Origin of the sequence: Pseudomonas versuta, assembly GCF_001294575.1 — a bacterium.
GTDB classification, from domain to species: Bacteria; Pseudomonadota; Gammaproteobacteria; order Pseudomonadales; family Pseudomonadaceae; genus Aquipseudomonas; species Aquipseudomonas versuta.
Genome location: NZ_CP012676.1, coordinates 3,629,409 through 3,650,966 on the forward strand (window position 1 = coordinate 3,629,409; position 21,558 = coordinate 3,650,966).

General features: G+C 57.2%; 19 protein-coding genes and 2 tRNA genes. 12 read left to right on the forward strand and 9 right to left on the reverse strand.

What is annotated here, in order from left to right; translation table 11 throughout:
• The first annotated feature begins 84 nt into the window (after positions 1-84).
• Complete coding sequence (locus AOC04_RS16335) at positions 85-390, forward strand: YkgJ family cysteine cluster protein (RefSeq protein ID WP_003439808.1); 306 nt, start codon at positions 85-87, stop codon at positions 388-390.
• A gap of 92 nt (positions 391-482) precedes the next feature.
• Here the strand turns inward: AOC04_RS16335 and AOC04_RS16340 are convergent, their stop codons facing one another.
• The 6 genes from AOC04_RS16340 to hemA all read right to left on the reverse strand — a co-directional run bounded on the left by AOC04_RS16340 (position 483) and on the right by hemA (position 5,847).
• Positions 483-1,001, reverse strand: coding sequence for an acyloxyacyl hydrolase (locus AOC04_RS16340; RefSeq protein ID WP_060695169.1), 519 nt, complete (start codon positions 999-1,001; stop codon positions 483-485).
• A gap of 113 nt (positions 1,002-1,114) precedes the next feature.
• Complete coding sequence (murI, locus tag AOC04_RS16345; protein WP_060695171.1) at positions 1,115-1,906, reverse strand: glutamate racemase; 792 nt, start codon at positions 1,904-1,906, stop codon at positions 1,115-1,117.
• The gene (locus AOC04_RS16350) at positions 1,899-2,654 is read right to left on the reverse strand and encodes a molybdopterin-synthase adenylyltransferase MoeB (RefSeq protein WP_060695173.1); all 756 of its coding nucleotides are present in this window, start codon (positions 2,652-2,654) and stop codon (positions 1,899-1,901) included. Before AOC04_RS16350 ends, murI begins: the two co-directional genes overlap by 8 nt.
• Entirely contained in the window at positions 2,648-3,478 is an 831-nt protein-coding gene (prmC, locus tag AOC04_RS16355) for a peptide chain release factor N(5)-glutamine methyltransferase (RefSeq protein WP_060695175.1), read from the reverse strand. Before prmC ends, AOC04_RS16350 begins: the two co-directional genes overlap by 7 nt.
• Complete coding sequence (gene prfA, locus AOC04_RS16360) at positions 3,479-4,561, reverse strand: peptide chain release factor 1 (protein ID WP_060695177.1); 1,083 nt, start codon at positions 4,559-4,561, stop codon at positions 3,479-3,481.
• A 2-nt stretch (positions 4,562-4,563) separates the two neighbouring features.
• Positions 4,564-5,847 carry a glutamyl-tRNA reductase gene (gene hemA, locus AOC04_RS16365; protein WP_060695179.1) on the reverse strand — a complete coding sequence of 428 codons (1,284 nt, stop codon included), beginning with the start codon at positions 5,845-5,847 and terminating at the stop codon, positions 4,564-4,566.
• Positions 5,848-6,060: 213 nt separating this feature from the next.
• Between hemA and AOC04_RS16370 the strand changes: the two genes are divergently transcribed.
• The 9 genes from AOC04_RS16370 to AOC04_RS16410 all read left to right on the forward strand — a co-directional run bounded on the left by AOC04_RS16370 (position 6,061) and on the right by AOC04_RS16410 (position 14,182).
• Positions 6,061-7,785 (forward strand): tetratricopeptide repeat protein, encoded by a 1,725-nt coding sequence (locus tag AOC04_RS16370; protein WP_060695181.1) that lies wholly within the window; start codon positions 6,061-6,063, stop codon positions 7,783-7,785.
• 3 nt (positions 7,786-7,788) lie between these two features.
• Positions 7,789-8,415 (forward strand): lipoprotein insertase outer membrane protein LolB, encoded by a 627-nt coding sequence (gene lolB / locus AOC04_RS16375; protein WP_060695184.1) that lies wholly within the window; start codon positions 7,789-7,791, stop codon positions 8,413-8,415.
• Between the two features lies 1 nt (position 8,416).
• Positions 8,417-9,292 carry a 4-(cytidine 5'-diphospho)-2-C-methyl-D-erythritol kinase gene (gene ispE / locus AOC04_RS16380; protein ID WP_060695185.1) on the forward strand — a complete coding sequence of 292 codons (876 nt, stop codon included), beginning with the start codon at positions 8,417-8,419 and terminating at the stop codon, positions 9,290-9,292.
• Positions 9,293-9,302: 10 nt separating this feature from the next.
• A tRNA-Gln gene (locus tag AOC04_RS16385) sits at positions 9,303-9,377 on the forward strand.
• 45 nt (positions 9,378-9,422) lie between these two features.
• A complete protein-coding gene (locus tag AOC04_RS16390; RefSeq protein ID WP_003439794.1) occupies positions 9,423-10,364 on the forward strand; it encodes a ribose-phosphate pyrophosphokinase in 942 nt (313 codons plus the stop codon).
• A gap of 140 nt (positions 10,365-10,504) precedes the next feature.
• Positions 10,505-11,095, forward strand: coding sequence for a 50S ribosomal protein L25/general stress protein Ctc (locus tag AOC04_RS16395; protein ID WP_060695187.1), 591 nt, complete (start codon positions 10,505-10,507; stop codon positions 11,093-11,095).
• A 167-nt stretch (positions 11,096-11,262) separates the two neighbouring features.
• Positions 11,263-11,847 (forward strand): aminoacyl-tRNA hydrolase, encoded by a 585-nt coding sequence (gene pth, locus AOC04_RS16400; RefSeq protein WP_003439790.1) that lies wholly within the window; start codon positions 11,263-11,265, stop codon positions 11,845-11,847.
• 23 nt (positions 11,848-11,870) lie between these two features.
• Complete coding sequence (gene ychF / locus AOC04_RS16405) at positions 11,871-12,971, forward strand: redox-regulated ATPase YchF (protein WP_060695189.1); 1,101 nt, start codon at positions 11,871-11,873, stop codon at positions 12,969-12,971.
• Between the two features lie 137 nt (positions 12,972-13,108).
• Complete coding sequence (locus AOC04_RS16410) at positions 13,109-14,182, forward strand: FUSC family protein (protein WP_060695191.1); 1,074 nt, start codon at positions 13,109-13,111, stop codon at positions 14,180-14,182.
• Positions 14,183-14,193: 11 nt separating this feature from the next.
• Here the strand turns inward: AOC04_RS16410 and AOC04_RS16415 are convergent, their stop codons facing one another.
• Positions 14,194-15,411, reverse strand: a complete 1,218-nt coding sequence (locus AOC04_RS16415) for an MFS transporter (RefSeq protein WP_073509536.1) — start codon at positions 15,409-15,411, stop codon at positions 14,194-14,196.
• A gap of 171 nt (positions 15,412-15,582) precedes the next feature.
• Here AOC04_RS16415 and AOC04_RS16420 point away from each other — a divergent pair.
• A tRNA-Met gene (locus tag AOC04_RS16420) sits at positions 15,583-15,659 on the forward strand.
• Positions 15,660-15,841: 182 nt separating this feature from the next.
• Here AOC04_RS16420 and AOC04_RS16425 read toward each other — a convergent pair.
• Complete coding sequence (locus AOC04_RS16425) at positions 15,842-17,242, reverse strand: FAD-binding oxidoreductase (protein WP_060695196.1); 1,401 nt, start codon at positions 17,240-17,242, stop codon at positions 15,842-15,844.
• 137 nt (positions 17,243-17,379) lie between these two features.
• Here AOC04_RS16425 and AOC04_RS16430 point away from each other — a divergent pair, with 137 nt between their 5' ends.
• The gene (locus tag AOC04_RS16430; protein ID WP_060695198.1) at positions 17,380-18,096 is read left to right on the forward strand and encodes a GntR family transcriptional regulator; all 717 of its coding nucleotides are present in this window, start codon (positions 17,380-17,382) and stop codon (positions 18,094-18,096) included.
• Between the two features lie 33 nt (positions 18,097-18,129).
• Here AOC04_RS16430 and AOC04_RS16435 read toward each other — a convergent pair whose 3' ends face one another.
• On the reverse strand, positions 18,130-21,378 hold the full coding sequence (locus AOC04_RS16435; RefSeq protein ID WP_060695201.1) for a hybrid sensor histidine kinase/response regulator: 3,249 nt from the start codon (positions 21,376-21,378) through the stop codon (positions 18,130-18,132).
• Between the last annotated feature and the right edge of the window lie 180 nt (positions 21,379-21,558).

A 21,558-nucleotide genomic window follows, 5' to 3' on the forward strand; every position in this document is an offset into this window, starting at 1 on the left:
AGCAAGCTCGCTCCTACAAGAGATCGAAGGCGGTTTGTCAGCGGTTTTACACCTGACAGCTGCTCTGCCTTACACTGCGCGCCTATGACCAACATCCCCCTGACCGAAATTACCGAACCCGCCGTCACCTGTTCGACGTGCGCGGCATGCTGCTGCCAACTGGAAGTGATGTTGATCACCGACACCGGCGTGCCCGAGCGCTTTATCGACACCGATGACTGGGGCGGCGAGGTCATGCTGCGCCTTGATGATGGCTGGTGCGCAGCGCTGGATCGCAACACCATGATGTGCACCATCTACGAAAAGCGTCCGTTGATTTGCCGCGAGTTCGAAATGGGTGATGTTGAATGCCTGAACGAGCGTCAAGGCATCACGACGGCGTATCGGTAACGACTTGATCCCTTGTAGGAGCGAGCTTGCTCGCGAGCTGTTTGCGGTATTGGATATCGCGCTGAAAAGCTCGCTCCTACAGGGGGCGCCGGTTACAAAGGCATCGTGTAATGCAGGGCGTAGCTCTCTACACCGTCATTGGTGGTCGATAGCCCGGCATTGGAGTAATGAGTCGCCCGAATACCCACTTCATGCCCACCGGCAAAGCGCAGGCCAAAACCCAGGCGATCTTCGAACTGGAAAGCCGTGCCCAGCTTGTTGCCCTCAACTTCGGTACGGGAAAACAGTGCGACCCCGATACCGGCCTCTACGTAAGGCTTGACCGTTTCGCCGGCAAACTCGTACACAAATACAGGCGAGAACGACAAGCTGTTGCTCGAAGAGGACTTGTCACCGTCCCAATAGGTGTAAGCCCCATCCCAATACCCAGTCAGACGACCGACGTCACTCTGCAGCCAGCTTTTGTCCCAGTCGGACTTCAAGCCCAGACGATAGGTCATGGTCGATTCGCTGGTATGCCCGACCCCAAACTCGATACCGGCCGCTTGTGCCGTGTAGCTGTGCCCCAGAACAGTTGCTGCCAGCGCAGCCAGGCAAAAAAATCGCTTCATAAGAAAATCCCGCTTCCATATCCACAGATCATTGTTGTGTGCCTCACAGGCAAGCGCTAAGAATCCAGTCAACGCCCGAAAGTTCAACCGCCCTGAACCTTTTCACACTTTTTTCACAAGCCGAAGCTTTGCACACTCCCAGATTTATTCCACAACAGCGGCAGGATATTTTCCATGTGCTCTGGGGTAGCGCTGGTCCAGAACTGTGTTTGCCGGGCTGGGCCCGCTGCCAGCAGGCTTCTTTCACTCAATAACCGCTTGAGCTGACGGGCCACGGCGGCGCCGGTATCGATCAGGATGATCGAAGGCGCCAGGATCTGGCTCAGCAAGGGCTTGAGGAAGGGGTAATGGGTGCAGCCCAGAATAATGGTGTCGCAACCTGCCGCCACCAGCGGCTCAACATAGCTGCGCAATAGCGTTCGCAAGGCATCACTGTGCAAGTCACCGGTTTCAATCAGTTCCACCAGCCCTGGGCATGGCTGGGTGATTACCCGTACGTCGTTGGCAAAACGATCAAGCAAGGCGGCAAATTTGGCGCTCTGCAAGGTACCGGTGGTCGCAAGCACCCCTACCACTCCACTGCGGGTGGCCGCCGCGGCCGGTTTGACCGCCGGCTCCATACCGACGATGGGCCAATCGGGATAACACTGACGCAACTGCGCAACGCCGGCCACGGTGGCCGTGTTACAGGCCAGCACCAGGGCTTTGGCACCCTGGCGCCGAAAAAAATCAGCCATTACGGCGCAGCGCTGGCGGATAAATTCGGGGCTTTTTTCTCCATAAGGGATGTGCCCGCAATCTGCGATGTACAGCAGCGACTCATCGGGCAGCAGCGCATGGATTTCTCGCAGTACCGACAAGCCGCCGACACCAGAGTCAAAAACACCAATCGGTGCTTCACTCATGACCCGTACCGCATACGCTGCACGCCGGGTCACGCTTGACCCGCAACTCACGAAACCGCGTACCCAAGGCATCGATCAAGAGCAGTCGCCCCACCAGCGGCTCACCAAAACCTGCCAGTAATTTAAGGGCTTCGAGCGCCTGCAGACTGCCCACCAGCCCTACCAGGGGGCCAATGACTCCAGCTTCGCTGCAGGTCAGTTCATCTTCACTGCCGTGACCATACAAGCAGTGGTAGCAAGGGCTCGCAGGCTGGCGTGAATCAAACACCGACAGCTGCCCTTCCAGGCGAATTGCCGCGCCACTGACCAGAGGTTTGCGTGCCGCAACGCAGGCGACGTTCACGGCTTCACGCGTACCGAAGTTGTCGCAGCAATCGAGTACCAGATCCACCTCAGACACGGCATGGGCCAATGAGTCGGCATCCAGTGCCGAACGGTGTGCAACCAGTTTGATCTGCGGATTGATCGCCGCGAGGCGACTCAGGGCCGAGTCGACCTTGCTTTGGCCAATACTGGCGGTGTCATGAATGATCTGGCGCTGCAGGTTGGTCAGGTCGACGCTGTCGAAGTCTGCCAGATGCAACTCGCCAACCCCGGCTGCCGCCAGGTAGAGCGCAACCGGCGAACCCAGCCCGCCCAGACCGATGATCAGCACACGGCTGTTTTTCAGCTTCAGCTGGCCTTCGATATCGACCTGTTGCAACAGGATCTGTCGGCTATAGCGCAACAGTTCCTCATCGGTCAGCACGGCAGGCGGCCCAACGTGATGCGTTCGTGGGTGCCCAGGTCCTTGCGGCTTTCTACCTGTTCAAAACCTGCGTCCAGCAATAGCTGGCGAACGGCCGCGGCCTGATCGTAACCGTGCTCAAGCATCAACTGCCCGCCTGCATTCAGGTGCTGAGGGGCGGCTTGAATAATTTCGCGTATGTCGTCTAGGCCGTCGACACCGGCGACCAGGGCGCTTTCAGGCTCGAAACGCACATCGCCCTGCCCCAAATGCACGTCGCCCGCAGCAATGTAAGGCGGGTTGCTGATAATCAGGTCAAAGCGCTGACCGTCCAACGCACTGAACCAGTGGCTGGTCAGTACATGGACGTTGTCGAGCTGCAGGCGCTGACGATTACGCTCAGCCAGCGCTACGGCTTCAAGTACCCGGTCTACCGCCGTGATATGCCACGCCGGGCGCTCACTGGCCAAGGCCAGGGCAATTGCCCCGCTGCCGGTACCCAAATCAAGCACCCTGGCAGGGCTGGCCCGAAGCAGGTCCAGTGCGGTCTCGACCAGCAGTTCGGTGTCAGGACGGGGAATCAGCGTGTGGGGCGCGACTTCAAGGTCCAGCTTCCAGAAACCCTGCTGCCCCAGAATGTAGGCCACAGGCTCACCGGCACGACGACGCAGCAGGTACTCGGCGAAGGTCAAGGCCGATTCGCTGCTGACAATTTTCTCGGGCCATGTGTGCAGGTAACTGCGCGACTTGCCCAGGGCTGCGGCCAGTAACAGTTCCGCATCCAGGCGGGCCGAGGGTGAATCCGGGAGTTCTGCGGCACGCAACAAGCTGGCAATAATGGTCATTTACTCACCCAGGGCTGTCAGTTGGTCAGCCTGAAATTCCGCTAATAACGGCTCAATAACGGCATCGACGCCGCCAGCCAGTACATCATCCAGCGAGTACAAGGTCAGGTTGACACGATGGTCGGTGACCCGCCCTTGTGCAAAATTGTAAGTGCGGATGCGTTCTGAACGATCCCCCGAACCCACCAGCGATTTTCGTTCGCTGGCAATGGCGCTGGCCGCGGCACTGGTTTGCTGGTCATTCAATTTAGCCGAAAGCCAGGACATCGCCCGCGCCCGGTTTTTATGCTGGGAACGCTCTTCCTGACACTCAACCACGATGCCCGATGGCAAGTGAGTGATACGAATGGCCGAGTCGGTCTTGTTAACGTGCTGACCACCGGCGCCCGAAGAGCGATAGGTGTCGACACGCAAGTCGGACGGGTTGATCTCAATCGCTTCCTGCTCGTCCGGCTCCGGCAATACCGCCACAGTGCACGCGGAAGTGTGGATACGGCCCTGGGATTCTGTCGCCGGGACCCGCTGTACACGGTGTACGCCCGACTCGAACTTCAGCTTGCCGTAAACATTCTCACCTTCAACCCGGGCGATGACTTCTTTGTAGCCGCCATGCTCCCCGCTGTTTTCCGACAGGATTTCCAGTTTCCAGCCACGACGCTCGGCGTAACGCGAGTACATGCGAAACAGGTCACCGGCAAAAATTGCCGCTTCATCACCGCCGGTTCCGGCGCGAATCTCAAGGAATACGTTGCGCCCGTCATTCGGGTCCTTGGGCAACAGCATGCGCTGCAGGTCTTGCTCCAGCTCGAGCAGCCGGTCTTTGGCTTCGCGGACTTCTTCAACCGCCATTTCGCGCATGTCAGGGTCGTTATCCTTGAGCAACGCCTGGGCGCCCTCAAGGTCGGCCTGGACTTTGAGCCACATCCCGTAAGTTGTGACAATGGGCTCTACTTCCGAGTATTCCTTGGAATAGGCACGGAATTTGGTCTGATCAGAGATGACTTCGCCATCGCCAAGCAACGCGGTCAGTTCTTCAAAACGGTCCTGGAGGATGTCCAGCTTATTCAGCAGTGACGCTTTCATTACTATTTTTTATCCGCAGAGCTATCCGATGAGCCCTCACCGAGGGCAAAAAGTTCTTGGGCCATGGCCAGCGCATCGAGGCGGCCTTCGGCGGAAAGCTTTTTCAGCTGCACGCTGGGTGCGTGCAGCAATTTATTGGTCAGGCCACGTGCCAGTTGTACCAGCACGTCTTCAGGGTTGCTGCCATTGGCGAGCATCCGCTGGGCTTTTTGCAGTTCTTCATCACGCAGGCGCTCGCTTTGCTGGCGGTAGGCCTTGAGCACATCCACTGCCGCCAGCTCGCGCAAACGCACCATGAACTCTTCAGCGCCAATGCTGACCAGCTCCTCCGCCGCCTGGGCTGCGCCCTGACGGCTTTTCAGGTTTTCAGCGACCACTTCGTGCAAGTCATCTACGGTGTAAAGGTAAACGTCGTCGAGCTCGCCGACTTCTGGTTCGATATCGCGGGGAACGGCGATATCCACCATGAAAATGGGTTTGTGCTTGCGCAGTTTCAAGGCGCTTTCAACCGCACCCTTGCCCAAAATCGGCAGCTGGCTGGCCGTGGAGCTGATGACGATATCGCTGTGCACCAACTCCTGGGGGATGTCCGACAACAACACCGCGTGCGCCCCGAACTGTGCGGCCAGCGTGCTGGCGCGCTCCAGCGTACGGTTAGCCACGACGATGCGCTTTACCCCCAGGTCATGCAGGTGACGGGCGACCAGGGTGATGGTCTCGCCCGCGCCAATCAGCAAGGCCTGACTGCGCTGCAAGTCGCTGAAAATCTGCTTGGCCAGGCTAACGGCGGCAAAGGCTACCGATACCGGGTTTTCGCCGATAGCGGTGTCGGTGCGTACTTGCTTGGCCGAATTGAACGTCGCCTGAAACAGCCGCCCCAACAAAGGCCCGACCGTGCCAGCCTCTCGCGCCACGGCATAGGCCGACTTCATTTGGCCGAGAATCTGCGGTTCACCCAACACCAGCGAATCCAGACCTGAAGCCACACGCATCATGTGACGAACGGCAGCGTCGTCTTCATGGACATAGGCACAAGCGCGCAACTCTTCGAGGCTCAGATTGTGATAGTCGGCCAGCCACTTCAGCACCGAATCTGCCGAGAGGTGGTCTTGTTCTATATATAGCTCGCTGCGATTGCAGGTGGAGAGGATCGCAGCTTCGCGGCTGTCGGTGTGTCGGCAGAGTTGCTGCAAGGCCTCAACCAACTGCTCGGGAGTAAAAGCCACGCGCTCGCGGACGTCTACTGAAGCAGTCTTATGGTTAATACCGAGTGCGAGGAAGGCCATTCAAGATCGCTGATGATGACGAGAAGCCGGCAATTGTCCTACTTCGCCAGATTGAGAACAACCATTGCTGACTATTGTCTCTATAGTTAAGGTCTCTTGAAGCCCAGTTATCTCGCATCAATTGACTCTGATATCGATAGTCGCAGCTGTTAGGGTTTGCCCTATCGCATGTGTCATGATGCCCAGACCGCAGGTAAGTCGCCCTTCTCCTATATGAATAGATCCTCCGCGTTGCTCCTCTCTCTCGTCCTTCTCAGTGGCTGCCAGGCTTTGGCCCCCACGTCACCGGATGATTCATCGCCGGCTGAAGAGGCTACTTCCACTCCGGAAAAACCCACGGTTTATGGCTCGTTCAGCGAAGAAACGCTGTACAGCCTGCTGGGCGCGGAGTTGGCCGGCCAACGTAATCGTCTGGATATCGCTCTCGACAACTACGTCACCCAGGCGATCAATACGCAAGATCCCGGCATTGCCGAGCGCGCCTTGCGGATTGCCGAGTACCTGGGCGCCGATCAGGCCGCTCTCGATACATCGCTGATCTGGGCTAAAAACGCGCCGGACGATCTTGAGGCCCAACGTGCGGCTGCCATTCAACTGGCGCGCAATGGTCGTTATGACGATGCCATGGTGTACATGGAGAAAGTCCTGCAGGCCAAAGGCGATACACATTTCGACTTTTTAGCCCTGTCGGCGTCAGAAACAGATGCCGATACCCGTGCAGGCCTGCAGAAAAGCTTTGATCGCCTGCTGGTCAAGCACCCGGACAATGGCCAGCTGATTTTCGGCAAGGCCTTGCTGATGCAACAGGACGGTGACGCTGAAGGCGCCCTCAAGTTGCTGGAAAAGAATCCGCCTCAGGATGGTGAAGTTGCCCCGGTATTATTGCGGGCCCGTTTGCTGCAAAGCCTCAATCGCGGTGATGAAGCCCTGCCGCTGCTGAAAAAAAGCATTCGCCAGTACCCTGATGACAAACGTTTGGGGCTGACCTACGCGCGCACCCTGATCGAACAGAACCGCATGGATGAGGCCAAAGCCCAGTTCACCAGCCTGGCCGAGCAGTACCCGGAAGACGATGAGCTGCGCTTTTCTCTGGCCTTGATTGCCCTGGAAGGTAAAAAGTGGGACGAAGCCCAAGGCTATCTGGAAGAGTTGATTGAGCGCGACAGCCATGTCGACTCCGCCCATTTGAATCTGGGCCGCATTGCCGAAGAGCGTAATGACCCTCAGGGGGCACTCGCCGAATATGCCCAGGTTGGCCCGGGCAATGACTACTTGCCGGCACAAATGCGCCAGGCCGACATTCTTGTCAGTCACGGCCGCGGGGCTGAAGCCTCGAAAAAACTGGCCGCGGCCCGTGATGCCCAGCCGGACTACGGCATTCAGCTGTTCTTGATAGAGGCCGAGACCCTGGCTGCGAACAATCAGACTGATCGCGCCTGGAATGTCCTGCAACAAGCACTCAAACAGTATCCCGACGATCTGAACCTGCTCTATTCACGCGCCATGCTGGCCGAGAAACGTAACGATCTGGAGCAAATGGAGCGCGATCTGCGCGCAATCATCAAGCGCGAACCGGACAATGCAATGGCATTGAACGCGCTGGGTTATACGCTTTCAGATCGGACCACCCGCTATGCCGAAGCCAAAGTACTGATCCAGCAAGCTTACGACTTGAACCCGGACGACCCGGCAGTGCTCGACAGCCTGGGCTGGGTGAATTTCCGCCTTGGCAATCTGGATGAAGCTGAACGATTGCTGCGCCAGGCCCTCGAACGTTTCCCGGACCAGGAAGTGGCTGCGCATCTGGGCGAAGTACTGTGGGCCAATGGCAAACAGCGCGAGGCCAAGCAGATCTGGGGCAAGTTCCTTAAAGAAAACCCTGAAAGCCCAATCCTGCGCAAAACCGTGTTGCGCCTGACCGGATCGGAGAATCTTTAAATCATGTTTTTTCGTCATCTGCGCCATCTTATTGCCTTTGGCCTGATCGCCCTGCTCGCCGGTTGCGCGGGTTTTGGTGCTCGCGAATCGGTTGAAGGCCATGGCAGCCCGGCCTTGTGGTCGGAACATAAACAGCAACTGACCCAACTCGACGGCTGGCAAATCAACGGCAAGGTCGGGATTCGCGCACCTAAAGACTCGGGCAGCGCCACCCTGTTCTGGCTGCAGCGTCAGGATTATTACGACATCCGCCTCTCGGGGCCGCTCGGCCGTGGCGCTGCCCGCCTGACCGGCCGCCCCGGAAAGGTCAGCCTGGAAGTCGCCAATCAGGGACGTTATGAAGCGCCAACCCCGGAAGAATTACTGGGCGAACAACTGGGCTGGAGCCTGCCAGTGTCGCACCTGGTCTGGTGGGTACGCGGCCTGCCTGCCCCCGGCAGTAAAAGCCGTGTGACCTTGAATGCCGACAGTCGCCTGGCGAACCTGGAACAGGACGGCTGGAAAATTGAGTATTTGAGCTACGTCGAGCAGAACGGTTTCTGGCTGCCCGAGCGGGTCAAGCTGCATGGCCCGGAGCTGGACGTCACATTGGTGGTTAAAGATTGGCAACCCCGTCAGTTAGGTCAATGACATGCAAAAAGATGCTCTGGTTTTGCCCTCCCCGGCAAAACTCAATTTGATGCTGCACATTCTCGGCCGTCGTGAAGATGGCTATCACGAACTGCAAACGTTGTTTCAATTCCTCGACTACGGCGACGAGATGACGTTTTCGGTACGTGATGATGGGGTTATTTGCCTGCACACCGATTTCCCCGGGGTCCCGCACGATGCAAACCTGATCGTGAAGGCGGCAAGAAAACTTCAGGAACAATCCGGCTGCCCCCTGGGGATCGACATCTGGATCAAAAAAGTTTTGCCCATGGGCGGCGGCATCGGTGGTGGCAGTTCGAATGCAGCCACGACTTTGCTGGGGCTCAACCATCTCTGGCACCTGGACTGGAGTGAAGACCGACTCGCCGCACTGGGCTTGGGTTTAGGGGCCGACGTGCCGGTTTTCGTACGGGGCCACGCCGCATTCGCTGAAGGTATTGGCGAAATTCTTACGCCAGTCGATCCGGAAGAACCCTGGTATTTGGTACTTGTCCCGCAAGTATCTGTAAGTACTGCAGAAATATTTTCAGATCCTTTGTTGACACGTGACTCTTTGCCCATTAAAGTGCGCCCCGTTCCCAAGGGAAACAGCCGAAACGACTGCGAAGCAGTAGTTAAGGAGCGTTATCCAGAAGTACGTAACGCTTTGAATTTGCTAGGTAAATATACCGAAGCAAAATTGACTGGAACTGGAAGTTGTATATTTGGGGCCTTCCCAAACGAAGCAGATGCTGATAAAGTGCTGCACCTTCTGACAGACACCCTTACAGGGTTTGTAGCAAAAGGAAGCAACGTTTCGATGTTGCATCGCAAGCTACAAGATCTGGCAAAGGAAACGGGTACACGGTACTCGTAGCAACAGATACAGGGGCGTCGCCAAGCGGTAAGGCAGCAGGTTTTGATCCTGCCATGCGTTGGTTCGAATCCAGCCGCCCCTGCCATTTCTTATACTCATCCAGGTTACCCTCAGCCTTCAGGTACTGCGCGTGTCCAAGATGATGGTCTTTACGGGGAACGCTAACCCCGATCTGGCTCGGCGTGTCGTACGTCAGCTGCATATCCCACTCGGTGACATTTCTGTCGGAAAATTTTCTGACGGCGAGATTACCGCTGAGATTAATGAAAATGTCCGCGGTAAAGACGTTTTCATCATTCAGCCGACTTGTGCTCCGACCAACGATAACCTGATGGAACTCGTCGTGATGGCTGATGCCTTCCGCCGCTCCTCAGCTACTCGTATTACTGCTGTTATTCCTTACTTTGGTTATGCCCGTCAGGATCGCCGTCCGCGTTCCGCACGTGTGGCTATCAGCGCAAAAGTTGTTGCTGACATGCTTACCGTAGTCGGCATCGATCGTGTTCTCACGGTTGATTTGCATGCTGACCAGATTCAGGGTTTCTTCGATATTCCTGTAGATAACATCTATGGCTCCCCAGTTTTGGTGGATGACATCGAAGATCAGCGCTTTGAGAACCTTATGATTGTGTCCCCGGATATCGGCGGCGTCGTGCGTGCACGTGCTGTTGCCAAATCCCTGGGCGTTGATCTGGGTATCATCGACAAACGCCGTGAGAAAGCCAATCACTCGGAAGTGATGCATATCATTGGTGATGTCGAAGGGCGTACCTGTATTTTGGTTGATGACATGGTCGATACCGCCGGCACTCTGTGCCACGCGGCTAAAGCCTTGAAAGAGCATGGCGCTTCCAAAGTGTTCGCCTACTGCACACACCCTGTGCTGTCGGGTCGGGCAATCGAGAATATCGAAAATTCCATGCTGGATGAGCTGGTGGTGACTAACACCATTCCGCTGTCCGCTGCCGCACAAGCCTGTACGCGTATCCGTCAACTGGATATCGCACCGGTTGTGGCTGAAGCGGTTCGCCGCATCAGCAACGAAGAATCGATCAGCGCGATGTTCCGATAAGGGCCCTGCCCTTCTCAGATATCCCGCTGACGAAAAGCGCCCCGCCCCAGCAGCCTGTTGGGGCGGGGCTTTTTTGCCCATACCGTCCATAGCGCTGGTCGCAAACGCTAGGCCGGATGTGGTTATTTTGGAGATACAACATGAACGATTTTACTCTGAATGCTGAAGTGCGTTCCGACCTGGGGAAAGGTGCGAGCCGCCGCCTGCGTCGTCTCGCAAGCCTGGTTCCAGCTGTAGTTTACGGTGGCGAAAAAGCCCCTGAATCCATCAGCATGCTGGCTAAAGAAGTTGCCAAACTGCTCGAAAACGAAGCTGCTTACAGCCACGTTATCGAACTGACCGTTGGCGGCGTAAAGCAAAACGTAATCATCAAAGCTCTGCAGCGTCACCCGGCTAAAGGCCACGTGATGCACGCTGACTTCGTACGCGTTGTTGCTGGTCAGAAACTGACTGCAATCGTACCGGTTCACTTCGTTGGTGAAGCGGCTCCGATCAAGAAAGGCGGCGAGATCTCGCACGTTGTTGCTGAAATCGAAGTTAGCTGCCTGCCAAAAGACCTGCCTGAATTCATCGAAGTTGACCTGGCTAACGCCGAAGTCGGCTCGATCATTCACCTGTCTGATATCACCGCCCCTAAAGGCGTTGAGTTCGTAGCTCTGGCTCACGGTAACGACCTGGCAGTAGCCAACGTTCACGCGCCACGCGTTGCACCAGAAGAAGCAGCTGAGTAATTCATTACTCTGTGTGCTGGAGTTATGAGAAACATCGCGAGCTAACACGCAGCGAGTAAAGCGGACAAGATCGCGAAGTTTACTCATGTAAACCCGCTTTTTTGTCCGCTTTCGCCGCTAACTGTCAGTGGCGATGTTATCCACAACTCCATAGAAGGGCCCTTGTCGTGACCGCCATAAAACTGATCGTTGGCCTGGGAAATCCAGGCACCGAATACGAACAGACCCGGCATAACGCAGGGGCCCTTTTTGTTGAGCGTCTCGCGTCGGCAAACGGGGTCAACCTCGTTGCAGACCGCAAGTATTTTGGCCTGACCGGGCGTTTCAGCCACCAGGGTCAGGACGTTCGTCTGTTGATTCCCACCACCTATATGAACCGAAGCGGCCAGGCCGTTGCGGCGCTTGCCGGTTTCTACCGCATTGCGCCGGAATCCATATTGGTAGCCCACGACGAACTCGATCTCCCACCCGGCGTTGCCAAGCTCAAACTGGGCGGCGGCCACGGAGGTCACAACGGATTGCGCGACATTATTGCGCAACTGGGAAACAACAATAATTTCTACCGTCTGCGGCTCGGCATTGGCCACCCAGGCGTCGCCAGCATGGTGTCCAATTTTGTTCTGGGTCGTGCGCCTCGCGCCGAACAGGAAAAACTGGACGCCAGCATCGATTTTGCCCTCGGCGTGCTGCCGGATATCCTCGCCGGGGAATGGAACCGTGCGATGAAAAACCTGCACAGCCAGAAGGCCTGACTCTTTATCCGAGGGGAAACACCATGGGATTTAACTGCGGCATCGTCGGCTTGCCTAACGTCGGCAAGTCCACCCTGTTCAACGCCCTGACCAAGTCTGGTATTGCGGCCGAGAACTTCCCCTTCTGCACGATCGAACCGAACACCGGTATCGTGCCGATGCCCGATCCACGCCTGGAAGCACTGGCTGCCATCGTTAAACCCCAGCGTGTATTGCCGACCACCATGGAGTTCGTCGACATCGCAGGCCTGGTGGCCGGCGCATCGAAAGGCGAAGGCCTGGGCAACAAGTTTTTGGCCAACATCCGCGAGACCGATGCAATCGCTCACGTGGTTCGCTGCTTCGAAGACGAAAACGTCATCCACGTCTCCAACAGCGTTGACCCTAAGCGCGACATCGAAATCATCGACCTCGAGCTGATCTTCGCCGACCTCGACAGCTGCGAAAAGCAACTGCAGAAAGTCGCACGTAACGCCAAAGGCGGTGACAAGGACGCAGTCGCTCAAAAAGCCCTGCTGGAGCAGCTGATTGCCCACTTCACTCTGGGCAAGCCGGCACGCAGCCTGATCAAGAACATGGATGCCGATGAGAAACAAATCATCAAAGGCTTCCACCTCCTGACCACCAAGCCGGTGATGTACATCGCCAACGTGGCTGAAGACGGCTTCGAAAATAACCCGCTGCTCGACGTAGTGCTGGCCATTGCCGAAGAAGAAGGCGCGATCGTGGTTCCGGTCTGCAACAAGATCGAAGCCGAGATTGCCGAGCTGGAAGACGGCGAAGAAAAGGACATGTTCCTTGAAGCACTGGGTCTTGAAGAGCCGGGCCTGAACCGCGTGATCCGTGCCGGTTACGAAATGCTTAACCTGCAAACCTACTTCACTGCCGGCGTACAAGAAGTACGCGCCTGGACCGTGAAAGTGGGCGCTACGGCTCCGCAGGCTGCCGGCGTGATCCACACCGACTTCGAAAAAGGCTTCATCCGTGCCGAAGTGGTCGCATACGACGACTTCATCAAGTTCAACGGTGAAGCCGGTGCAAAAGAAGCCGGTAAATGGCGTCTGGAAGGCAAGGAATACATCGTTAAAGACGGCGACGTATTGCACTTCCGCTTCAACGTGTAAAACACCACACGTATAAAAAAACCGCGCCCAGGCGCGGTTTTTTTTGGTCTTGTACCTGGTAGAAGCTGCATCCAGCACTCTGGTCCGCCGTGAGGGTCTATGGTTAACGCCATCCATTACCAAGATCGGGAGCATCGATGATCCCCAGCGCCAAATCCCTCAGTGACTTCGCAGACGCCATAACAGACAAAGTCAAAACACGCTGGGCCTCAGGCTGGCGCGACGCTCTGGCATCAGCCATCGCGGCTGCACTGGCCTGGATTCTCGCCAAATATTTCTTTGGCCATGCCCACCCCGTGTTTGCCGCCATCAGTGCCGTGGTCTGTCTGGCGCCCGGCCTGCCCAGCCATGGCAAACAGGCTGTAGGCCTGATGCTCGGGGTAGCCACCGGGATTATCGTAGGCGAGGCCGCCTTGTGGCTGCCGGACTCCTATCCCTTGCTGCGTATCGGCTTTGCAACGTTCTTTGCGATTGCCATTGCAGCCCTTTACGGCCAGGGGGCCGTGGTGCCGATTCAAGCCGGGGTCTCTGCAGTTCTGATGCTGGCCGTCGGCCCTGAAAGCGCAGGCTTTGTGCGCATGCTGGATGTGGTGGTCGGTGCGTCCGTGGGCTTGATCTTCAGCCAGATATTGCTTACCCCCAACCCCATCGGAATCATTGATAGCTCGGCAAAAGACTTGCTGGAAAAACTCGCCTCGGGCTTCAGCAAAAGTCTTCAGGCCCTCGAAGCAAAGGACGCGGCCAGGGCTCAAAGTGCGGTGCAGATTTTCTCTCGCGCTCACGACAGCCTGATTGCCCTTGAAAACGGTATCAGCATGGCGCGCAACACCGCGCGCTGGACGCTGCGCGGGCGCTTTGTGTCGCGAGAGGTAAAAGACATTGCCGGGCGTTACGAACGCCACGCCGTGCGGTTGTACGCCAGCTCCTTGCTGTTCGCCGAAGCCTTTGCCGATGCCTTGCGCAAGGAACAAGGGCCACCACCAGCCTCATTGCATGAACGGCTGAGCAACGTCGCCGCAGGGTGTGCATCCATCGCCAGGGATGATGAGCGACCACAGCTGGTGAAGGTCTCCGGCGATCAGTTGGCCGATGCGGTTTCCGCACCGTGGCAACTGTGTTTACAGCACATGAGTACCGTTGAAAGTGCCCTGCTGACGTTTGGCTTTACCACGCAAACAGACGAAAAAAGGGTCACTGAAAAAATCCGGTGACCCGCGACTCATCAAACCTTTTTGGTCCGTGGCAGCAGGATCGCCAGCACACCGAATAACGGCAGGTACGAACACAGCTTGTAGACGTATTCGATGCCATGAATGTCAGCCAGATGACCGAGCAATGCAGCACCAATCCCGCCAAAGCCGAACATCAGGCCGAAGAAAATACCGGCGATCATGCCGACATTGCCCGGCACCAGTTCCTGTGCGTAGACCACGATAGCTGAAAACGCCGATGCCAGAATAAAGCCGATGACCACGCTCAGGACGCTGGTCCAGAACAGATCGGCATAGGGCAGCAGCAAGGTAAACGGCGCCACACCCAGAATCGAGAACCAGATCACGGCCTTGCGGCCGATCTTGTCACCAATCGGGCCGCCGAAGAACGTACCCGCGGCAACCGCCCCGAGGAACAGGAACAAATACATTTGCGAATTGGCGATCGACACGCCGAATTTTTCAATCAGGAAGAAGGTGTAATAGCTGGTCAGACTCGCCATGTAGAAATACTTGGAGAACACCAGCAGCCCCAATACCACCAGCGCCCCGATGACGCGCTGCTTTGACAGGCCGTGGGTGGCCTTCTGTCCGGCTTTGAGCTTGAACAGGTTCAGGTGATTGCGGTACCAGCGGCTGATGACGTACAGCAGCCCTACAGCGAAGAGCGCAAACAGACCGAACCAGGCCACATTGCCCTGGCCAAAAGGAATGATGATCGCCGCAGCCAGCAACGGACCGAAGGCCGAGCCGGCATTACCGCCCACCTGAAAGGTCGATTGCGCCAGACCGTAGCGTCCGCCTGATGCCAGTCGCGCGACCCGGGAAGCCTCGGGATGGAAGGTTGACGAGCCGACACCGACCAAAGCCGCCGCGACCAGAATCAGCGGGAAGCTGCCCACCTGGGACAGCATCAAAATGCCGATCAGGGTACACACCATGCCCGAGGGCAGTAACAGCGGATTGGGATGACGGTCGGTGTAATAGCCGACCCAGGGCTGCAATAGCGAAGCGGTGAGCTGGAACGTCAGGGTAATCAGACCGATCTGGGTAAATGTCAGGTCATATTTGGCCTTGAGCATCGGGTAGATCGACGGCAGTACCGCCTGGATCAGGTCATTGATCAGATGCGCCAGCGCCACGGCGCCGATAATGCGCATGACTAAGGGGCTGGATTGCGGGACTGAGGGGGAATCGGTTGTTTTTGTTTGAGCGTTGCTAAGGGACATTTTAGTTTCCGGACAACAGGTGAATGTGCACTTGCAGGTGCGTCAATGTGCCATTTTTTTACAGAAGATTTCCATCCCAGGCATGAAAACCTTAAGCAATTGATAGCACAGAGAAAAATTTCAGATATTTGCTTGACACATGTCCAGTACGAGGGAATAATGCGCGCCATTGGCTACATAGCTCAGTTGGTTAGAGCATAGCATTCATAATGCTGGGGTCCGGGGTTCAAGTCCCTGTGTAGCCACCAAACACCGGTTCAGGCTCATCGCAAGATGAAATCGAACCAACAAGAAGCCCGCCTAGTGCGGGCTTTCTTGTGTCTGGGGTATTAGTTTTGCCCTCGCTCTTCCAGACCGGAAAACGGCACGCCTCCTCCCCTTTCAGCACACTCATCAACGGCACTGAAGTTGCTGGCCTGACATTCGAGCATCAAGCCTCAGGCAAGACTTTGCCCGGGTTCATCAGCGCAAAAGGGTCCAGAGCCTGTTTGACCAGACGCATCACACCGACTGCCGCACCGTGCTCCAGGTCCATGTACTTGATCTTCCCCGAACCAATGCCGTGTTCCCCGGTGCACGTGCCCTCCAATGCAATGGCGCGCTCCACCACACGCTCATTGAGCGCTTCGGCCTCGGCCATTTCTGCCTCGTTATCCGGATCGACCACCAGCGCCAGGTGGAAGTTGCCATCGCCCACATGCCCCACCACTCCCACGAAAAAAGAAAGCCTGGCGACATCTTCGGCGGTTTCGGTAATGCATTGGGTCAGCGCCGAGATCGGTACACATACGTCTGTACTCCAGATCCGCGCATTAGGGCGCATGGATTGCATCGCATAGTGCACATTGTGCCGGGCACGCCACAGGCTATTGCGCGCATCGGCATCCGCTGCTGCCTCAAACCCCAGCGCGCCATTGCTTTGGACAATCTCGCGAGTCAGTTCTACCTGCTCCGCCACACTGGCCGGGGTGCCGGCGAATTCGAAAAACAGGGTCGGGGTTTCGGCCAGCGCCATCTTCGAAAAGCGGTTGACCGCCTGCACCGTGCGCGCATCCAGCAGCTCAACGCGCGACACCGGGATACCGTACTGAATGATGGAGACCACCGAGCTCACCGCCGCTGCGATCGTGGGGAAGGTACAGACTGCCGCCGAAGTCGTTTCCGGAATGCCGTAAAGGCGCAGAGTGACTTCAGTGATGATCCCCAGCGTACCTTCTGAACCGACAAACAAGCGGGTGAGGTCGTAGCCTGCCGCAGACTTGCGCGCGCGGCCGCCGGTCTTGATCACCCGGCCATCGGCGAGCACTACGGTGAGGTTCAATACGTTCTCGCGCATAGTGCCGTAGCGCACGGCATTGGTCCCTGATGCGCGGGTTGCCGCCATGCCGCCCAGGGTGCTTTCACCTCCGGGGTCGACCGGAAAGAACAGCCCGGTGGTGCGCAGTTCAGCATTGAGCTGCATGCGCGTGACGCCCGCTTCGACGGTCACATCCAGATCATCAGGGCGCACGGTAATGATTCGCTGCATGCGGCTCAGGTCTATGCAAACCCCGCCCCGGGTGGCGCCCACATGCCCTTCCAGAGAAGTACCGCCTCCAAAGGCGATGATCGGCACCCGCTGTGCGGCACAAAGCTTGACGATGGCCGCGACCTCGGCAGTGGTCTGGGCATAACACACCGCGTCCGGCGCCAAGGTCGGGTGGTAAGACTCACCACGGCCGTGTTGCTCGCACTCGGCACGGCTGGTGCTTAAACGCTCACCGAGCAGCTCGCGCAAGGCATCGAGCAAGGTGGGCAAAGAAGATGACTGAAGCGCTTGGGAAGTAGCCATTGAAACGTCCATATTATTGTTGGGGGGACGTATCTAAGGTACAACAACTAGTATACAAGTTTAAAGCTGATGTTCCGTTATCATGATGCCCCCACAGCCTTGAGCCATGGCTCGGCGAAAAAAACTGCGTAGATCCGATGAGCAAATCCGTAGAAAAATCCCTCGCCGTGCGTCTGGCCAATGAGATCCGTGAAGCCATTGTCTCGGCGCGTTTCGACCTGGGCGAGGCGCTGTCCGAAGAAAGTCTGGCCGCCGCCTTTGAGGTCAGCCGCACGCCGGTCCGTGAAGCTCTGGCACTCTTGCAGACCGAGGGGCTGGTGAACGTGGTGGCCAAATCCGGCAGCTACGTATTCAGTCCAACCGAAGACGACATTGTCGAGCTCTGCGAGCACCGTGTGACCCTGGAAGTCGAAGCCTCACGTCGTGCGCTTGAGCGTAACCCCGAGGCCACCCTGCAGGCACTGCGCGATGCACTGACGCAGATGATCAGGGCGCTGGAGCAGGATGACAGGCTGGCCTACGGCGCTGCCGACACCGAGTTCCACTTGAGTTTTTTCAAGTTCAGCGCCAACCGTTATCTGGTGGATGCCTACGAACGTAACCTGGGCCGTGTTGCGGCCTTGCGCACGCATCTGGCCCGGCGCGCCCGGCATGAGCCGGACCGTTCATTCAACGATCACCGACAGATGATCGAGCTCGCTGAGGCGGGTAAGCATGGCGCGCTGGCGACACTGCTCAGCCGCCATATCCTGCGAACCCGCGAGAGCTACATTGCCACCCTGCGAGAGCGCCAGGAGCTGCTGGGCCCTAACAGTGACCGGGTGGAAAGAATCCGTCGCAAGCTGCGTTTGTAGCGAGCGGGCCGCACCCGCTCTCAACCTGAATCGCTAACCGCCGGGGTACAGCTCCCCTTCAACCATCCTCGCCACCACGCCGTGCAAGCGTTTAAGCAATGCCTTGATCGCCACAGCTGACTCAGGGTTCAAGGACTCACGCAGCAAGGCGATTTCACACTCATTGCATGCCACCGCCAGGTTGACCGCGCAGACCGTGGCAAATGAACCATTCATTCGATGCACATAACTGACCAGCTTCGATGTATCGCCTTGCTGCAGCGCCAACCCAGCCTGGGCCAGGTCCTCCTGCATGGTGCTGATAAACAGGCGATGCATGGCCGGCGAAAGCGTAATCCAGCCTTCAAGGTCGTCTGTGTGTTCAGCCCTGGCGGCGGATTCCAGCCCGGACGCAGGGGCCTGCGTTGCCTGCGGGCAATAAGCACACAAGGTCTGGCGCAAGGTGCTCAGGCTCAAGGGTTTGACCAGCCACGCATTCATCCCGACTTCCAGACAGTGCTCACCCTCCTCACGCATGGCATTGGCGGTCACACCGATAATCGGTACAGCCGGATCAAGCTCACGCAAGTGCCGGGTCAACTGATAACCATCGAGCCTGGGCATGTTCACATCGGTAATCACCAGATCGAACGAGCCCTCGCTCCAGCGCAACAAGGCTTGCTCGCCATCCTCTGCCAATGTCACTCGAACACCCAGAGCCTCAAGCTGTTCCTTGAGGATCTCGCGGTTGACCGGATTGTCCTCGGCCACCAACACCTTCAACTCCAGACTTGCCTGCGGCTGCGGCACATTGGCACTCAGCTGCGGTGCAGTTCCCTGCGCCACCTGCATCAAGGTTCGGGCAATCGCCCGGATGTCATACGCATTGACCTCCCATCCCCGAGCTGTCCTTTGCGCCTGGCTGCGGCCCGACTCAGTCGCAATGACGCGCTCACCCGGGCCTTGCTGCGATTGCCCGGAACCCGCAACGATGTCCAGCAGGATCGCATCCCGGTCTTCAACTTCCGAGACCGGCAATAGCTGCGCCCGCGCCCCCCAGGTGCTCAACCAGTCAACCAGGCTCTGGCCGATATCCTTGAGCGGCGCACGGACATGGATATTCAGATTGCGCAGATCGATGTCTGCACTGTTGACCAGCGCGCCGGCAATCACGGGCAGAGACATTTGTAATGAGAAGCTGCTGCCAAGCCCCGGCTCACTGACCACCCGCAAATTGGCGCCCATCATTTCACTCAACCGCGAGCAAATGGACAAACCCAGCCCTGCCCCGCCTGCCCGCTCGCTGCCACCGACCTGGGAAAAAGTCTTGAACAGACGGGTCAGTTGCTGCTCGCTGATTCCGATACCGGTATCAGACACTTGCCACTGCAGCGACACATGGTCCGGTTCAATGCCGATCACTTTGAGCCTGAGAACAACCCGGCCTGAATCGGTGAACTTGATCGCGTTACTCAGCAAGTTATTAATGATTTGCCGGATGCGCACTGCATCCCCGCATACCAGTGGCGGCAAGTTCGCGTCCGCACAGGCAAACAGCTTCAACCCTTTATTGCTCGCTGCCGCCGAGTAACTGCGTACGCAATCTTCAAATAAATCCAGAGGGCAAAAGGGTTGGGCTTGCACCGCCATTTGCCCGGACTCGATCTTGGAGACGTCCAGTACATCGCTGATCAACTGAAACAGCACAGCGGATGAACGCTGAATGGTTTTCAGGTACTCGTGCTGGCGCTCATTCAGGGGCGTGAGTTCCAGCAACTCAAGATTGCCCAGCACCCCGTACAGAGGGGTACGGATTTCATGGCTCATGGTGGCCAGAAACAGGGTCTTGGCCTTGCTGGCTTCATCGGCAGCGAGCCTTGCCTGCTCCATCAGGTTGGCGTCATCCACATGCCGGGTGATGTCGTTGAAACCGCACAGCACCACGTTTTTGCCCTTGTAACGAGTGGATGCAATACAGGCCTGAAGGTAGCGCCCTGCCACTTCAATCTGCACTTCACTCAGCTCGCGCTCAGCGTAATCACGCTTCAATAATGCGATCAGCTCTGGCGTGCCCTGCCACTGCTGAGCCCGCTGGTTCTCCAGCAATATGACCCCGGTTGCGCGCTCTACCACGCACAGACCAACGGGAGCGCTATCGAGCATGACCCTATTGAACTCTTCACTTTCAGCCAGGGACTGGCTGGAGCGCTGAGCAGGCTCGATGATCCGCACCCGATACCAGCGGTTGACGCGCCAGCCAATCAGGACGAAGAACACAAACAAGCCGGCCGCGCCCATCAAGGGCCATTTCGCATAGCCAAAGAAGTTCTGATACGTGATGGCGTACAGACCGATCCAGGGGTCGGCCCCGCCCGAAGTCAATTTGAAGCGCAGACCGTCTCGGGTAAAACTCAGCCCCGGCGCCAGCTCCTCGACATCCTGAACGTCGCCCAACAGCACGTCGCCAGCAGGGGAAATGAGGGTCAGGCGACTGTTGGTGGGGCGCATCAACAAGCGTTCAAGGTCACTCACATCGCTGACATCGAGCAGGGCGCTGAGAATCACCGAGCTCCCCTCATTAGCCGCCTGCATAAAGCGATCGGGAAGATCGACATTGATAGCGCCCACTATGTATTTGCGCTTTTGAATGAGCTCGAGCGGAGCTTTCATCCACAACACTTGATCACTGCTGAGCACATGACGCCGGGGCAAAAACGCGTCGTACAAACGCTTGGTCACATCAAAGAAATTGTTCTTGAGCAACAGCGGGTACTGGCGGGTGCCATCAATACCGGGGACGGCAATGGAGAATTGGGCGGTGGGTGAAAAAACAAACACTTGCGGTGCCGGATAATAAGAGTCGGACCAGTAAGCCGTGAACAGATCGGTCAACTGCACGCCAAACGAATAGACGCCCTGCATTTCATCCAGGCTGAACTTGTCGCGCTGACTGACGGTAAACGGCAGTGATTTGGCCGTGTCCCGGTTTTGAAATAAAACTTCATCGCCCTGACGCATCAACTCAATGTGCGAGCGCGGCTTGTTGTCCATCGAAAAGTTGCCACTGGCGTGGTCATAACCCTCAGCACCAACGCGTAAAAAGTCTTCGTGCTCATGAATACTTTCAATCAATCGTGCGAAGTGAAATTCCGTCTTTTCGCGCTCCTCCATCAACAAACGGTTAACTGCCCAATAACTCATGCTCACCAACAACAGGGCAAGTCCGGTCAGCAGGAGCAACAGCTTGTTCAATCGCAGAGAACTCAGTGCCAGTGCACCGAGACGTACCTTTGCTTGCTTCATTATTCAGCGCCGTCATTTAGCTGGGTGGAGCCTGGCAAGCCCACTACCTGCCAAGGTATCTACGCACTTTTAAAGCTCTTTGCGCCCCTGGATCAATCTTGAAGCGACGAACAAGAATCGTCTGATGGGGTTCCTCCACGTTCAGTTGCATCCTGTGCAACACCTGCTGCGGCAAGCCGT

Bases quoted from the DNA above. Each gene is read 5' to 3' on its own strand.
- AOC04_RS16340 (WP_060695169.1), bottom strand. From the start codon at position 1,001: ATGAAGCGATTTTTTTGCCTGGCTGCGCTGGCAGCAACTGTTCTGGGG.
- hemA (WP_060695179.1), bottom strand. From the start codon at position 5,847: ATGGCCTTCCTCGCACTCGGTATTAACCATAAGACTGCTTCAGTAGAC.
- AOC04_RS16430 (WP_060695198.1), top strand. From the start codon at position 17,380: ATGAGCAAATCCGTAGAAAAATCCCTCGCCGTGCGTCTGGCCAATGAG.
- murI (WP_060695171.1), bottom strand. From the start codon at position 1,906: ATGAGTGAAGCACCGATTGGTGTTTTTGACTCTGGTGTCGGCGGCTTG.
- AOC04_RS16370 (WP_060695181.1), top strand. From the start codon at position 6,061: ATGAATAGATCCTCCGCGTTGCTCCTCTCTCTCGTCCTTCTCAGTGGC.
- prfA (WP_060695177.1), bottom strand. From the start codon at position 4,561: ATGAAAGCGTCACTGCTGAATAAGCTGGACATCCTCCAGGACCGTTTT.
- AOC04_RS16395 (WP_060695187.1), top strand. From the start codon at position 10,505: ATGAACGATTTTACTCTGAATGCTGAAGTGCGTTCCGACCTGGGGAAA.
- prmC (WP_060695175.1), bottom strand. From the start codon at position 3,478: ATGACCATTATTGCCAGCTTGTTGCGTGCCGCAGAACTCCCGGATTCA.
- ispE (WP_060695185.1), top strand. From the start codon at position 8,417: ATGCAAAAAGATGCTCTGGTTTTGCCCTCCCCGGCAAAACTCAATTTG.
- AOC04_RS16425 (WP_060695196.1), bottom strand. From the start codon at position 17,242: ATGGCTACTTCCCAAGCGCTTCAGTCATCTTCTTTGCCCACCTTGCTC.
- AOC04_RS16435 (WP_060695201.1), bottom strand. From the start codon at position 21,378: ATGAAGCAAGCAAAGGTACGTCTCGGTGCACTGGCACTGAGTTCTCTG.
- ychF (WP_060695189.1), top strand. From the start codon at position 11,871: ATGGGATTTAACTGCGGCATCGTCGGCTTGCCTAACGTCGGCAAGTCC.
- AOC04_RS16410 (WP_060695191.1), top strand. From the start codon at position 13,109: ATGATCCCCAGCGCCAAATCCCTCAGTGACTTCGCAGACGCCATAACA.
- lolB (WP_060695184.1), top strand. From the start codon at position 7,789: ATGTTTTTTCGTCATCTGCGCCATCTTATTGCCTTTGGCCTGATCGCC.
- AOC04_RS16415 (WP_073509536.1), bottom strand. From the start codon at position 15,411: ATGTCCCTTAGCAACGCTCAAACAAAAACAACCGATTCCCCCTCAGTC.
- AOC04_RS16335 (WP_003439808.1), top strand. From the start codon at position 85: ATGACCAACATCCCCCTGACCGAAATTACCGAACCCGCCGTCACCTGT.